This window comes from Belliella marina (genome assembly GCF_042682445.1).
GTDB classification, from domain to species: Bacteria; Bacteroidota; Bacteroidia; order Cytophagales; family Cyclobacteriaceae; genus Belliella; species Belliella marina.
In genome coordinates, this window is record NZ_JBHUHR010000021.1 from 30,104 (window position 1) to 45,185 (window position 15,082).

Annotated in this window: 9 protein-coding genes; 4 read left to right on the forward strand and 5 right to left on the reverse strand. The window is 42.1% G+C overall.

Annotated features, from left to right (window positions below; genetic code table 11):
• Positions 1 to 547: 547 nt before the first annotated feature.
• The 3 genes from ACFSKL_RS07025 to ACFSKL_RS07035 all read right to left on the reverse strand — a co-directional run bounded on the left by ACFSKL_RS07025 (position 548) and on the right by ACFSKL_RS07035 (position 5,625).
• Positions 548 to 1,573: an alpha/beta hydrolase gene (locus ACFSKL_RS07025; RefSeq protein ID WP_376884783.1), complete on the reverse strand. Its 1,026-nt coding sequence runs from the start codon at positions 1,571 to 1,573 to the stop codon at positions 548 to 550.
• Entirely contained in the window at positions 1,567 to 2,244 is a 678-nt protein-coding gene (locus ACFSKL_RS07030) for a Crp/Fnr family transcriptional regulator (protein ID WP_376884784.1), read from the reverse strand. The genes ACFSKL_RS07025 and ACFSKL_RS07030 overlap by 7 nt, the downstream gene beginning before the upstream one ends.
• A 135-nt stretch (positions 2,245 to 2,379) precedes the next feature.
• Positions 2,380 to 5,625, reverse strand: coding sequence for a TonB-dependent receptor (locus ACFSKL_RS07035; RefSeq protein ID WP_376884786.1), 3,246 nt, complete (start codon positions 5,623 to 5,625; stop codon positions 2,380 to 2,382).
• Positions 5,626 to 5,860: 235 nt separating this feature from the next.
• On the opposite strand from ACFSKL_RS07035, the gene ACFSKL_RS07040 reads away from it, so the two are divergent.
• The 4 genes from ACFSKL_RS07040 to ACFSKL_RS07055 are packed head-to-tail and all read left to right on the forward strand — an operon-like array spanning position 5,861 to position 10,985.
• Positions 5,861 to 6,541 carry a TetR/AcrR family transcriptional regulator gene (locus ACFSKL_RS07040; RefSeq protein WP_376884788.1) on the forward strand — a complete coding sequence of 227 codons (681 nt, stop codon included), beginning with the start codon at positions 5,861 to 5,863 and terminating at the stop codon, positions 6,539 to 6,541.
• Positions 6,531 to 8,231, forward strand: a complete 1,701-nt coding sequence (locus tag ACFSKL_RS07045) for a peptidase domain-containing ABC transporter (RefSeq protein ID WP_376884790.1) — start codon at positions 6,531 to 6,533, stop codon at positions 8,229 to 8,231. Before ACFSKL_RS07040 ends, ACFSKL_RS07045 begins: the two co-directional genes overlap by 11 nt.
• A 12-nt stretch (positions 8,232 to 8,243) precedes the next feature.
• Positions 8,244 to 9,593 (forward strand): HlyD family secretion protein, encoded by a 1,350-nt coding sequence (locus ACFSKL_RS07050; RefSeq protein WP_376884792.1) that lies wholly within the window; start codon positions 8,244 to 8,246, stop codon positions 9,591 to 9,593.
• 18 nt (positions 9,594 to 9,611) lie between these two features.
• A complete protein-coding gene (locus ACFSKL_RS07055; protein WP_376884794.1) occupies positions 9,612 to 10,985 on the forward strand; it encodes a TolC family protein in 1,374 nt (457 codons plus the stop codon).
• Positions 10,986 to 11,194: 209 nt separating this feature from the next.
• Here ACFSKL_RS07055 and ACFSKL_RS07060 read toward each other — a convergent pair whose 3' ends face one another.
• Complete coding sequence (locus ACFSKL_RS07060; protein WP_376884796.1) at positions 11,195 to 13,036, reverse strand: DUF4139 domain-containing protein; 1,842 nt, start codon at positions 13,034 to 13,036, stop codon at positions 11,195 to 11,197.
• Between the two features lie 510 nt (positions 13,037 to 13,546).
• On the reverse strand, positions 13,547 to 15,010 hold the full coding sequence (locus ACFSKL_RS07065) for a Gfo/Idh/MocA family protein (protein ID WP_376884798.1): 1,464 nt from the start codon (positions 15,008 to 15,010) through the stop codon (positions 13,547 to 13,549).
• Between the last annotated feature and the right edge of the window lie 72 nt (positions 15,011 to 15,082).

Below are 15,082 nucleotides of genomic sequence, written 5' to 3' on the forward strand. Positions count from 1 at the left end.
AGGGATGAAGGAAGGCGTGAGACGTTAGATATGGGATTTGAGACAAAGGACGTGAGATTTTGTTATGTCCTGAAATTACTTGGTACTTATTCTTTATAAATTGAAGAAGTTCAACCTCCCGTACCGAAAGCTTTCGGTACGGTACAGGCTTTGGTACATCGTACTTGGTACTTTGTACTTTCATCCCTCCACTTCCTAGTACAAAAAAAGGACGTCACTTCTCTCCCGCATGCTTTCAGGAGAGAGGTGACTTGGTGGTCATTTCGAATTTACCTCACGTAAGGGAGGCGTGGAGCCTGTTCCGTAGGATTTCCGAGAGAAATCTCGAACTGAATTTCACACTCCAACTTCAATTTTCACTTGCCTTCTTCAAAGACGGGACGAGACCTCTCCTTCCATCGAGGTGACGTAGTCGTAAAAACAAACTTGCCTCTTTGTTCTTGGCTCTTGCCTCTTGTTTCTTAAATTTTGTTCCTCGCTTCTTTGTCTGAGTCTTATGTCTCATCCGCTGTGGTGGACAAGTCATTTGGCATCTTCCTCATCCCACTCAACCTTCTTCCATAACCAGACCTTGCTTTTCCAGCTTCACCACATTTTCCAAGAAGTCTATAGTTCCTTTCAAGACAGCCTCCCAGTCTTTGGAAGTAATATCCGATGCGATCACGTGGTCGCCTGATTCCGGAAATGCTTCTTTGATTTTCTGCGAATCCGGAGTGCCTAATCCTTCAAACATCTCAAGCATCTTAGGTACTGAAACCACAAAGTCCTGCTCTTCTTCATTTTTGTAATAGTAAGCCAGGTACAAAGGCTGTTCGATTTTGGCAAAAGTCGTATCGTTCATCGTGCTTTTCAGCAATACTGCCAAACTTTCATAGCTGTTTACATGATATTCCTCCGACCAATATTTGGCTTTTTCCCCTTCTCTTGCCAAAGTATTCATGCCCTTTTCGAATCTGAAATTTTCGGCAATGTACTTTCTCCAAGGTTCAAAGAACTGGTTTAACATTTCTCCACGTATTCCCACGGCAGGGGAGTAGAGGACTACTGCTTTTATGTCTTGTCTCTCTGATGCAAGATTGAGTGTCAGTGCCCCACCCATTGAGGTACCTACCACAATGACACTATCACCGAGACTTTTTCCTATCATATAGGCTTCCCTTGCTCCATCCATCAGCTTTTGGGCTGTCATGTGGCGCATGGCGTCTTCTCTCTTGATTCCATGCTCAGGAAGCCTAGCCAAATACAAATTGGCACCAAAATGCTCTGCCAGCAACCTATTCACAGGACTGCCTTCCATTTCACTGGCTCCAAAACCATGGATGTAAACTATGCTATAGGGGGTTTTCTTCTTGTCCAATGGGTCTGCCCAAATGATTTTCGCTTCATTTCCAGGCTTCAGACCTTTGACTGTATCCTCTTTTTGGAGTACATAACTTTCCAATTCAGCTAAATCCGTAGGGATTTCTGGATATCCACCAGCCAAATTCTCAACAGATGCCTTGGGCCCAAGCATATAAACGATTACCAGGACCATAGAAATGGCCATGATGATAGGTAGGATTCTTTTTAACATGTTGCCGATTTTTTGTTTTTCCTCAATCCACTGAGGTATTTTACTTTTTTTTCTTCAAAGATAGATTTTTCAATCTTGATTTCTTTTCTATTGTACAGAATGATTCCTTCACGCTTCAGATCATTGAGACATGCGGTTATATTTTGTCTACAATTTCTCAGGATGTTGGAGAGCTCATCATGGGTAAAGTAGTTGGGCATAGTATAGTAATCCCCGGAATCTGTTCCGAAGATCATACAAAAGTCAAAAAGGAGGTAGAAAATCCTTTCGTGAAGTTCCAGATCGTAATTCCTGACCTTCTGCTGGTGGATTCTCTTGAGCCTTTCATTGTAGAATTTTACCTGGATCTCAGGCAAAATCCCCCTTTGGATCGATGATAGGTACTTGGATGGCAAAAAGATGACTTTGGAGAACTTTAACCCTTCCAAGTAAAAATTATCCCTGGATTGGTAGTTTCCATTTTGGACTGTGAATATCTCTCCCTGAAAAATAAGGTCTGTATTGATTTTTAGCCCCTTTTCATTGATTCCATAGATTTTGGCGATGCCTTCCTGGACATAGACAAGCCCTTCGCTGATTTCTTTCTCAGGATTGAGATGGATTTGGTCGATTTCAGATCCAAATTCATAGATGGAATCAAGGACGAGATTGATCTTAAGTTTTTCAGGCATACAATTGGAATGAATTCCGAAGTTAGGATATTCAGATTATCCCAAGATTACCCCAATATGATTTTTTCTGCAACCTAGAAAAAGGCCTATGGTTTTCCATAGACCTTTTTGCAATTATAGATAGAGCAGAAGAATTTAGAAAGTATATCTCAATCCCAATTGGACCTGGTATGGTGCATTTGACTTGACTGTCTCCCCAAACGTTGGGTTGACTCTATAGGCGTACTGTGGTCTTCCCTGTTGTGTTGCGATAGGATCTAATCCCAGGGTTTGGAGTAGGATTTGGTTGCTGCCGGGTACGGTAGAAGCACCACCCCAATCACTGTTCAGCAAGTTGGTGAAATTAAAGACCTCAGCAATAAATTCCACATTGTTCTTTCCAAGTCCGGGAATAACCGAATGGTCCAATCTGTAAGTAAACCTCACATCGACATTGTGCCAAAATGGATTGTAAATTTCATTTCTGGGGGCAACATTGTCCAAGTTATCGATCAAAAGCCCCCTGGCAATGTTATCTGGGTTGCTTAGGACTACATCCATTCCATCGGCTATTAATGTTTCAAATGGCGTAATGCCTGGAGTGTTTCTGATGGTTTCAGGGTTGAAGATAAAAGCCCGTTTATTTGCGTTGATCAATAAACCTGCGCCATCACCTACGATATCACCAAACACCAATGGTGACCAAGGTGTACCGGACTGACCAACATATCTTGCGGAAATTGTCATGTTCTTGAATGTTGGAGTGGAGCCAAATAGGACGATTTTGTGTCTGAAATCCGTATTTGCACCTCCTCGGTTATTTTGGAGATCCCTTGGATCGTCAAAAATCGCCGTAGTCACAGATGTCCTTGCGATACAGCAATTATAAGAATTGTTGTCCTCAGTCCTGTTAATTGTAAATGAACCAGTGATAGAACCTCCTTTAGGGAAGATGTAACCAGATTCGAATATGATGCCTCTTTGCCATATGTCCGAATCACCGTTCAATTCCAGCACCCTTCCCAAATTAGGGTTGGCATTGACAACTGATGGGTTTATTGGGTAGACGACTACTCCAGGGGCATTCACATTCACATTGGTGATTTGGCTGGGATCAGCATATACACCTCTGTTTCCTTCATTTTGAAGCCTAAAAGCAAATTCATTGCTCAAGTTCAAATCTTGGTATCTGTAATTGTTGACTGTTCTGGCGAAATAGGCATTGGCTCCAAAGTAAAACTCATTCGTGAGAAAGCGTCTATAAGCCAGGTTTCCTTTCCAGGTATATGGAGCTTCAAAATTTTCGCCAATCAAATTGATGTAGGGAGATCTTCCTTGGCCACCCACTGGTACACCCGGTACAGATGCGGGATTTTGGATATAGCTGGGATAATTTGGCGTTGGAACATCAGCTCCGGTAAGCAGTAGGTCTGTCAGCTGCGTGCCAGATTGCAATATGTTGCTCAATTGAGCCCAATGTACGATGTTTGCAGAATATCCCCCAAACCCTAATTTCAACACATTTTTTTGGTCTTCATTGAAATCATAGGTGAACTGTACCCGTGGTTGGAAATTGTTGTAATCCTTGGCAACAACATCAGTTCTTCGGCCCAATTCAGCCTCTATCAAAGGGTTGTATTCAGGTGCAGTCAAGAATACCGTCGCATCCCAGCGAACACCCAAAGAACCACTAAGTTTGTTGGTGAAATTCAATTCTGCTTGGACAAATGCCGAGAGATCCAATGCAGTTTGCTGTAGTTTTGGGGTATATCTTCCGTCAGGATTGTTTGGTACCAACCGGCTGTATTGGAAAGCATTTCCCTCTTCCAAATCATCTAAACTTGCAAATTGGAACAAACCGCCTTGTTCGTTGGTATTGAGGGTATTGGTGAAAGTTACGAGATTGTCAGTACCAAAGGTCCAGAATACCTTTCCAGTTTGTAGATAGGTTGTGTTGACCAATTGGATTTGTTTTTCACCTTGCTCTTCCGGTGCAATTCTGTTTCCGCCAAATTGAAACTGCCTGAACAGCCTCGTTCCATCTTCCTGAAAAGATTCTATTCCCACAAAACCTCTTGGAGCAAATGATCTAGCTACAAAATTCCTCTGTGCCCTGAGGTATTGGACTTTGAGTTCGTTGGTCAGTTTCGGTGAGAAGGTTGAGCGAAGTGCCAGCTGGCTGTTCAATCCAGAAATCTCAAGATCGCCTCTAGAATCGGCCAAGGCTGTCTGGTCACCACCGACGACGAACTCATTTGCCCCCCAGAAAAAATTGTTTCTAAAAGTAAGTTTATGGATCTTATTGATTTGCCAATCAAGTTTCGCAAAGATGGTTCTATTTGTTGGCTTTCTGTTGAACAGCCCAGTTTGTTGCCTGTTGGGATCAAGGCCGTATTGATCTTCCAAAATATTGATAAACCTGTCCAGGTTCTGTTGGGTAATCTGCTCCAGCCTTTCAGTCTGTACATCCCTGACATCAATGATCGCAAATGGCTCACTTCTATCTTCAAAATCCAACGCTGTAAAAAAGTGAAGTTTGTCCTTGATGATGGGACCTCCAAGCGAAAAGCCATATTGGTTGATGTTGAAATCATTGATGGGTCTTCCGACATAATCTTCACTGGCTGTCAAAGCTTGGTTTCTATTGTAGAAAAATGCTGATCCGGATAGTTCGTTGGTCCCTGATTTGGTCACCACATTGATCGCACCACCTCCTTGACGGCCTTCCCTGACACTGTACTCATTGGTTGTGATTTCATACTCCCGAATAGCTTCCATCGATACCGTGTATTGGGAAATCAAACCTCCATTCATCATAAATCTCTGGTTTCCACCATCAAGGGTGATGGATGTTGAAGATTCCCTTGTACCTCCAATGGAAAGAGATCCACCCGGTGCAGTAGTTGGTGCCAGGTTAGCCAAATCTTGGAAACTCCGGCCACTGGTTGGCAGGTTTTTGATTTCATTTATGCCGAACCTTGTTGCCCCACCAATCGGGGAAACCCTATTTGGGGCATAATCTGCGGCCGTGATTGTAATGGTTTCCAATTCGTTGTCACCATCCCGCAATTCAAAATCAACTCTTACCTGATCGCCCAAGTTTAACATGTAACCCCGCTTTACCACATTTCCTTCTCCCACAAAAGATGCCCCAATGGAGTATGGGCCACCAAGAGGTACCTGGTTGATCTGGAACCTTCCTTCCAAATTGGTCACTGCACCTGCAGAAAATCCGGTTGATTCGTTTTTGATGAGGACATTTGCACCAGGCAAAGTTTCTCCTGAAGTCCCACGTACAACTCCAAATACTGAGGCAGAAGCGTTTTGGGCAAAGGACTGATTGTGTTTTCCCAAACATACAATCAGGAAAGAGACCAATGCCAATAGTAATATTCTTTTCATTTTTCGGGTAGTTAAGTTTTTTTGATTGTTAAAACTAAGCAGCCCCACAGCTTCCAAACTGTCGTTATACGACAATTATCTATTGTTAATCTTTCCTTAACTTTATGGATATTTTTAATTTCCACCCAAATGAATTTAAAGGGGAATTTTTTTTGTGAGTAATACAAACAAAAAAGCTATTTTTATAAACTATTTGAATTGATCATTCGTTGTAGTGTTGATTTTAGAGTGATATATGGAAAAATTACTAAAAAATATGAGGGTTGATGTAAATTCAGACATATACATCAAAGACCCTTTTAGTTCTGATTTAGGTAAGGAGATTATAAGACAAAGTCTGGAATTGATACCGGAGTTGGGCTTAGATCATTTTACGTTCAAAAAGCTTTCCATCAGAGTTGGTTGCACAGAATCGGCGATTTATCGTTATTTTGAAAACAAACACAAGCTGATGTTGTTTTTAACACTTTGGTATTGGGGATACTTGGAGCAGAACCTGGTTTTGTGCACCATGAATATCCAAGATCCAAAAGAAAGGCTTCTGATAGCCATAAAAATCCTTGTAAAGGGGCCGATTTATGTGGTAAATGATTACATTGACCCTGTTTCATTGAAAAGGGTACTGGTAGATGAGTCTACCAAAGCATACCTTACCAAGGAGGTCGATGAAGATTATAAAAATGGCTTTTTCAACCTTTACAACAGGTTGGGAGAGCGGATAGCTGCGATTATTCTTGAAATCAACCCAAAATATGAGTTTCCCAAAACCCTTGTTTCTACGGTAATGGAATCAAGCCTATTACAGTCATTCTATTCTAAACATATTCCCAGTCTCACCGATATTCACCCAATGGATATTAGAAGAGTAGATTTTTTCCAAAAACTTGTTTTTAAAGCCATAGAAAATGAAAATTGACGTAGCATTGACCCCGCTAAGGAGGTTCGCTAGATTTCTGCATGAAGAGCGTAAAGAAGTATATGCCATATATTTCTATGCCATCCTAAATGGAGTTGTGTCCCTAAGCTTACCTTTGGGGATCCAGGCCATTCTAAATTTTATCTTGGGAGGTAGAATCAGTACTTCCTGGATTCTGTTGGTGATTGTGGTTGGTGCAGGGATAACTTTTGGTGGCTTTCTCCAGATCAGCCAACTATACCTGACGGAAAAATTGCAACAAAGGGTATTTACCAAAGCGGGATTTGGGTTTGCCTATAGATTACCAAGGTTGAAGTTGGACGAATTGCATGACAAACATGCGCCGGATCTTGTGAACAGGTTTTTTGATGCTGTGAATCTCCAGAAGGGAATGGCCAAAATCTTGATTGATTTCTCGGCAGCATCGATACAGGTAGTTTTTGGATTGATGCTATTGGCGCTTTACCATCCATTCTTTATAATTTTCGGTTTTGTACTGATTTTGTTATTGCTCATCATCTTTTATTTCACCAGTCCAAAAGGGATGGAGACCTCCCTGAAAGAATCCACATCCAAGTATAAGGTGGCCTATTGGCTGGAAGAGATAGGAAGGACAATGGCAACCTTCAAGTTGGCAGGAAATTCAAAACTGCCTTTCATGCGCGTAGATAAGTTGTTGGAATCCTATGTGGATTTTAGAAACAAGCATTTTGCAGTGTTGATCTTACAATACAAGGTGTTGATAGCTTTCAAAGTATTGATCGTATGCTCATTGCTTGTTGCAGGTAGTTTGTTGTTGATCAATAACGAAATAAGTATAGGCCAGTTTGTGGCAGCGGAAATCATCATAGTATTGGTAGTGAATTCTGTGGAAAAGTTGATACTTACATTGGAGACAGTTTATGACACGCTGACTGCCACTGAGAAATTGGGACAGATACTTGATTTGCCGGTTGAAAGACAAGAGGGGATTGATAAGGCACTTACGGAAGAGTTCAAAGGTCTTGAATTTAAGATGATGAATGTGTCCTACCAATCAAGGGATGGACAGTTTAACATTCTGGATGGGGTTTCCTTGGAATTGAAGACTGGGGAAAAAGTGATACTTACTGGGACCAGTGGAAGTGGTAAAAGTACCTTGATGTACTTGCTTGCCGGATTGTATTCCGAATATTCAGGCAAAATCCTAGTCAATGGATTGCCAATCGATATGATGAATTTGGATAAGTTCAGAAGCTTTATAGGTGATAGCTTGACACATCAATCCATCTTTCACGGTACTATTTATGAGAATATTACTTTGGGTAAGGATGTAGACAATAAGCAGCTCAAGAAAATCATTGAACTGGTGGGGTTGAAAGATTATGTCTATGCCCTGCAAAAAGATTTGGATACCAAATTGATGCCTGAAGGTAAGGGGTTGAGCAAAAAAATAATCAGTAAAATAATCATGGCAAGATGTCTGACAGGCACGCCAAAGGCATTGATTTTGGAGGATTTGTTCAGCTATTTTGATGATGATGTCAAAAATGATGTAGGAAATTATATCCTGGAAGGGCCTTGGACTACAGTGATGGTAACCGATGACCTTGAGTTGATCAAGAAATCACCAAGGGTAATAGAGTTGAAGAACGGAAAAATTTCATTTGATGGTCCAAGTGAAGCTTTTCTTGAATATAAAAACCTTTAATCTTTAGGATATATGTTAAACATTTCAAAAAACAACGCAGAGAAAGGAATGTCTTTTGATCACTTCAAAAGTTTCTCGATGACGATGCCTACTGATCAAAGTAAGAAAAGAATTAGGGTCTTATTGTGGTTTTTGCTTGGGATGGTGCTGTTTGTATTTTTGCCTTGGACCCAAAATGTGAGATCCAATGGATATGTGACAGCGTTGAGGCCGGATCACAGGCCGCAGACTATCCATTCAATCATTGCAGGCCGAATTGAGAACTGGTATGTATCTGAAGGGGATTATGTCAGCAAGGGTGATACCATCCTTTTGATTTCGGAAGTCAAGGATGAATACTTTGATCCGCAACTGTTGGAAAGGACAAAACTTCAGGTGACTGCCAAAAATCTGTCAGCCAAATCCTATGAGCAAAAGGTCATCGCACAGGAAATCCAAGTGGATGCTTTGAGGGCTAACAATGCGCTTAGAAAAGAGCAGGCTGTAAACCGACTGAGGATGGCAGAACTGAAAGTCCAGTCGGATAGCATCCGTTTCGAACAGTCCAAGGTGAACTTCCAGGTTGGGCAAGAACAGCTCGACAGGGCAGAAAAGCTCTATCTTGATGGTTTGAGGTCTCTGACTGATTTCGAAACCAGAAAATTGAGGTTTCAAGAAGTAAAGGCAGGCCTGATTGCCGCTGAAAACAGTCTGTTGAGCTCCCAAAATGAATTGATAGCAGCCCAGATAGAGCTCAATGCCATAGATAACGACTTTAGGGATAGGATGGCTAAGGCCGAGTCGGATAAGTATTCTGCATTATCTGCCCAATATGATGCCGAAGCAACTGCAACGAAATTGGAAAACCAGTATACCAATTATGAATTCAGGACAGGATACAGGCATATATTGGCACCGCAGGATGGTTATATTACCCAAGCTATCCAGGTGGGTATAGGAGAGACGATCAAGGAAGGGGCGGAGATTGTGAGTATCCTTCCTGCTGATGCCCAACTTGCTGTTGAGATGTTTGTGGAGCCTGTCGATTTACCTTTGTTGCGACCAGGAAACAAAGTCCGCTTTATCTTCGACGGTTGGCCTGCGATTGTGTTTTCGGGTTGGCCACAGTTTTCCAATGGAACTTTTGGGGGAAAAGTAAAAGCAATTGATAACTTCACGGGGCCAAACAATAAGTACAGGGTCCTCGTCGTAGAGGATCCAGAGGAAGACCCCTGGCCGTATGCTTTGAAAATCGGCTCGGGAGCGGATGGGATAGCCTTGTTGAATGATGTGCCTATCTGGTATGAGATCTGGCGTCAACTCAATGGATTCCCTGCAGATTACTATACAAGAAAAGAAAAACTGGCAAACAAGAAAAAGTAATTGACAATGAGGCGATTGATGTTAACTTGTTTAACCGTTTTATATATTTTTCCGGCCTTGGCACAGGAAGAACTCAGCTATTACCAGTTTTTGGAGTGGGTAAGGTATTACCATCCCATCGCAAAGCAAGCTGATATCAACCTGCGTTTTGGTGATCAGGAGATGATGATTGCAAGGGGAGGTTTTGATCCATTGCTATTTGGGAATTATGACAATAAGCAATTCAATGACACCGAATACTATGACAAGCGGGAAGCAGGGGTAAAAGTGCCGACAATGGCTGGTGTTGAGTTGAAAGGGGTCTTTGAGCAAAATTCTGGTACTTATCTCAATCCTGAAAGAACAGCTCCCAACAATGGGTTGATAGCTGCCGGAGCATCTGTCAATCTCGGACAAGGCCTGTTGATAGACAGGAGGAGAGCGGCTTTGAGGCAAGCCGAGATTTATCAAGATGTCACCCAAACTGAAAGACAACAGATTCTTAATGACCTATATCTAGATGCTTCTGAAGCATATTGGGAGTGGAGTGCCGCGTACCAAAATATGAAGATTTTGGAAGAAAGTGTTGAGTTGGCGGAGATTCGATTTGAGGGCATCAAAACAAGTTTTATCCAAGGCGATCTGCCTGCTATCGATACTGTGGAGGCCTACACCCAGATAATGAACAGGATCTACAGGTTTCAGACCTCGCAGATTGAATATTTCAATGCTTCCCAGGAGTTGGAGACATATCTTTGGGATGAAGATGACAATCCCATGAATATTGCATTGACTACTTTTCCGGAAGATGTGCTGGGACAAATTCCATTGGACTATGATCAAAATACACTCCGGACTCTGATAGCAAGCCATCCAATGTTGAGGTTGACAGATTATGAATTGGCTTCTTTGGATGTAGAGCGCAGGTGGAAGGCAGAGCAGCTCAAGCCCATTGTACAAGTGAATTATAATTTCTTGACAGAATCCATTGGCCAGTTTAATGAGGCCCCATTTTTCGAAAACAATTATAAGTGGGGCTTTACGATACAGACACCTTTGTTGCTGAGAAAAGAACGAGGGGGATTGGGATTGACAAAAGCAAAAATTGATTTCAAACAGAATGATAGAGACCTGAAATTCCTACAACTGAGATCTAAATTGGAAGCTGAAATAAATAGGTTTCAAACCCTACAAGAGCAATTGGCAGTATACAATGCAAATATTGTAGGCCTAGAAAGGCTTCTGGAAGGAGAACAGACGAGGTTTGATATTGGGGAAAGCTCCCTATTCCTGATCAATGCCCGTGAAGTGAGTGTGTTGGATGGCAGGATGATCCTCAATGACCTTGCAGCCAAAAGGAAAATCGCCTATGCCAAAATGCTCAATGCAGCAGGTCTAGGGTTTGATGAATAATAGGGGATGGGTCTTTGTAGGGTAAATGATTGGCTAAAGCGCCATCCCAATAGAATTGCCACTTGCTTCAGCTGGAGGAAAACAAAATGGGAAGAAGAGTATAGGGTTTAGCCAGAAGCAATATTCGGCTGAAGCCAATTTTTCTCATTTTTTTCAATTGGGGATGGTGTTTTAACCCATCCCCAATTGAATTTAAAGACAAAACAAAATCACCTATCCAAAATCACTTTTTCTTTTCTTGGATATTTGACTTCATATTCCAACTCCAGTACTTTTTGCTCTCCTGGATTCAGTGTAAGTTCCCATTCGATTATTCCAGTTTCCTTATTTACATTTCCATTGGAAGATTTCAGAAGGCTTACAGTAATGTCACTTACTATCGAAATCGGATATTGGTCGACGATCTTCAAATTGACATTGGAGGATTTGTTGTTTTTGACTGTGATTTTATAGGCTCTTGATTCAGTATAATTTGATCCTATGAGTCGTTTTTTGGAATTTTGGTCGATCTTTTCCCTTTCGATCACGATGCTTCTGTCTCGTCCCAGAGATATTGATAGGGTATCATTCAAGCTTTCTGCTTCCAAGATGGATCGACCAATATAGGTGTCTTCAAAATAGAGGTTGGCTTCCCCCTGTAGGAGATTGTATTTCTCCCAATCCACCAATTTGGCCACCAAAAATGCATCTTTTTCCTTTTTGGGGATAGCGAAATATTCATAGACAGCATCGACTTCATATTTTTTCAAATCAACCAAAAGTTTGTCTCCATTGGAAGTTATCGTATATGGTTTGTCAACAGCGATTTCTACAGTAGTTTGGTTTTCGATGGTTGTCGTTGCCTGAATATTTGATTCATATTTTTCTACATCCAACGAACTTTCCCCCCTTACACGAGTTAAGGGTGCATTGCTTTTAGCGAAACCAACAATTACGGTTTCATTTAGCATTTGTATATCCTCTTCCAAAACAACATTCATTAAATCACCGGAAATGACCAAATCCTTACTTCTGAATCCAATAAAAGAGTAAACCAACCTTTTGGCTGTGGAGGGAAGGGTAATGCTATAACGGCCATTTAGATCAGATGCTGTGCCTATGCCTGATCCTTTTACAGATATAGTAACCCCAGGAAGAGGATCGCCATTACTATCGGTAATCGTACCACTTACAGAGCCAATATTCACGAAGCTATTTTGATCGAATGTGGTCAACCTTGCATAGGTTAGATCCCATTTTTTCAAATCAGGAATAACGCCACTCTTTTGTGGGGTTGCATTGGAGAATTTGAGCTTTACATTGTTCCAATCATTTCCGGTGTTTTGCCAAACCTCAGCTTTGTATCTCAAGTCCAATGGTTTGGAAATATCTTTGGCCCTGACGTCGTATTTTGGAAACCATCCGGCATTGCCTACCAAATAGGAGATGGCCAGCTCACCTGTGACAGTACGGTCAGCACTTACTTTGATGAGGATGTCATTGACTGGCACGATTGGTTTGTTGCTACTTTCGTTCAGCTGTCTTTCCAACCTCTGGATTTTTTCTTTGGTTTGGTTGGACTTCTGTCTGTTTTTGATTTCGGCATCTTTGATGCCCGTGATCTCTTTTTCATAAAAATCCAGCGCTTGTTTGAGCTGAACCATACTCAGGCCATTGTTTTGTCCACCAAGGTTTTTATTGGTGTTCAAGAGTGTCATTTTTTCCTTTAATACTTCTGCTTGTGCATCCAGTTTTTCCAATGTGGTCCTCTCTTCATCGAGAATTGATTGGAGGCTATCCAAGGAGTTGCTGACTTTCTCTTCGAGGTAATTGGATTGTACATTGACCGATAGGATGGTGAAATCGCCGAATCCCTTTACTTGGATACTTTTACCATCAATGTAAGGGGACTTGCCTTTGATCATCAAAACCGTCTCGCCAGCGCCAATATTCAGGCTGCTTTTTTCATTGATCTGTGCACCATTTTGAAATACAGTCACTTCTTTGATTTCAGATTTAATCACTTTTTCTGAAGGTGTTGCGAATATATTTGCCACTAAGGCAAAAGACAAAAGTATTTGGTTTAGCATTTGATAAGCTTATGGTTAAGAAAAGATTTTTTAATAGAATTAATACGGTATTAAATCTACTAAGATTTTATTTCATTAAAAATAATTACAAGCAAAGAATGGGTTGTGAAATACAAAGAGAGTGTTTAATTAAGAACCTGAAAAAAAACTTTGCGTACCATAGCACCCCTTTCGGCTGGAGCAATCCCGCTTAGATTTGCCGCAGAGGTGCGCAAAGGTTCGCGAAGAATGTGTTTTACTTTGTATGCTGTAGGGGCTTTTTGTAACCTATCCAGTTCGGAAATAATCAGCAGCCAAGAATGGGTTGGAACGCAAAGAGCATGTTCGATTAAGAACCTGAAAAAAACTTTGCGTACCATAGCGCCCTTTGCGGCAGAAGCAATTCCGCTTAGATTTACCGCAGGGGGCGGAAAGGTACGCGAAGTGAATATTTCAAGTAAGAACCCGAAAAAGACCTTTCCGTACCATAGCACCCCTTGCGGCAGATCCTATCTAAACTCCCAATTCCCAACCGCTTCTATATTCGCGCTTTACAAATTGATTGGCAGCATCGAAGTTGGTTACTTTCATATTTGGTCCGTCCCAAACAAGTTTGATACCCCTACCTGGATAATTAAACCCATTTCCATTCTCTCTTGGTGTTCTGTAGTCATAGCTTCTGATTGCAAGGTTGCCCATCAAGACAGATTCCGTCAATGGCCCTGCCACTGAGAATGGAGAACTCAACCTGTCAAATTCTTTGCTTCCATATCCACCTATACATGCTTCCACCCAGTTGTTGTAGTGTCCCGAATCTCCTCCAGGGACTCTGTACAGAGACTCTGCCACATTGATTTCCTCAGTCTTGGAGGTAGGCAATAACCTAGGATCCCTTCCATAGGTACCACACATCATTTTACCTTTGGTGCCTTCTATGATCACCCCATTTCCTCCGTCACCCATTATCTCGTTAGGCCCAAGTTCATCTGGTCTGGCTGGCTGGATCCCACCATCCATCCAATGGAAAGCCAGGTCTTCTTTACCTTCTCTTTTGAACTTAAGTGTGATATGGGAGGAAGGAGGACAACTGTCCGGAAAATAACCTCTCTGGAATTCACCCACATAGACTGAACCCACGCTACATTCGGCAGATTCTGGATAACCCAGTCCCAAGACACGGAAAGGTGGCTCCATGATATGGCAAGCCATATCTCCCAAGGCCCCGGTACCATAGTCCCACCATCCTCTCCAGTTGAATGGAATAAGGTTGGCTACATAATCTTTTTGCGGAGCTGTACCGAGCCATAAGTCCCAATCAAGATCCGCTGGCGGGGTGGCTGTATCTGAAGACCATGGTAAGCCCTGTGGCCACACGGGCCTGTCTGTCCAACAGTATACACGGGTTGCTTCACCGATCAGGCCGGCATTGTACCATTCCACCATTTTTCTCACACCTTCACCCGAAGAGCCTTGGTTGCCCATTTGTGTCACTACCTTGTATTTGTCTGCAGCTTCCGTCAGCATACGGGCTTCATAGATATCATGGGAAAGCGGTTTTTGGACATACACATGTTTTCCTAGCTGCATGGCAGCCATTGCCTGGATGGCATGCATGTGGTCGGGAGTGGAAATGGTGATTGCATCTATGTTTTTGTGCTCTTTTTCAAGCATTTTCCTATAGTCTTTGTAATATTTGGCTTTGGGGTGGTCTTCTACACTTTGCTTCGCACGGGTATCATCTACATCACACAGGGAAACAAAGTCAACTTTTCCACTGTTGAAGACGCCTCTGACATCTCCGCCTCCCATACCGCCAACGCCTATTCCGGCTACCCTTAACCTGTCGGAAGGGGCAATGAATCCTGGTCCACCGAGTACATGTCTTGGTACAAAATAAAATCCTGCCATTGCAGTTGCCGAAGCCTTGATGAAATTCCTCCTGGATTTGGTATCAGGAGTAGGTTTGTCTTTTTTCATTAGATTTATTTGGGTAAAAGTGAAATTGATTTAAATATTATATGGTTATCCGCAGTGGCACCAGTAGTTAAA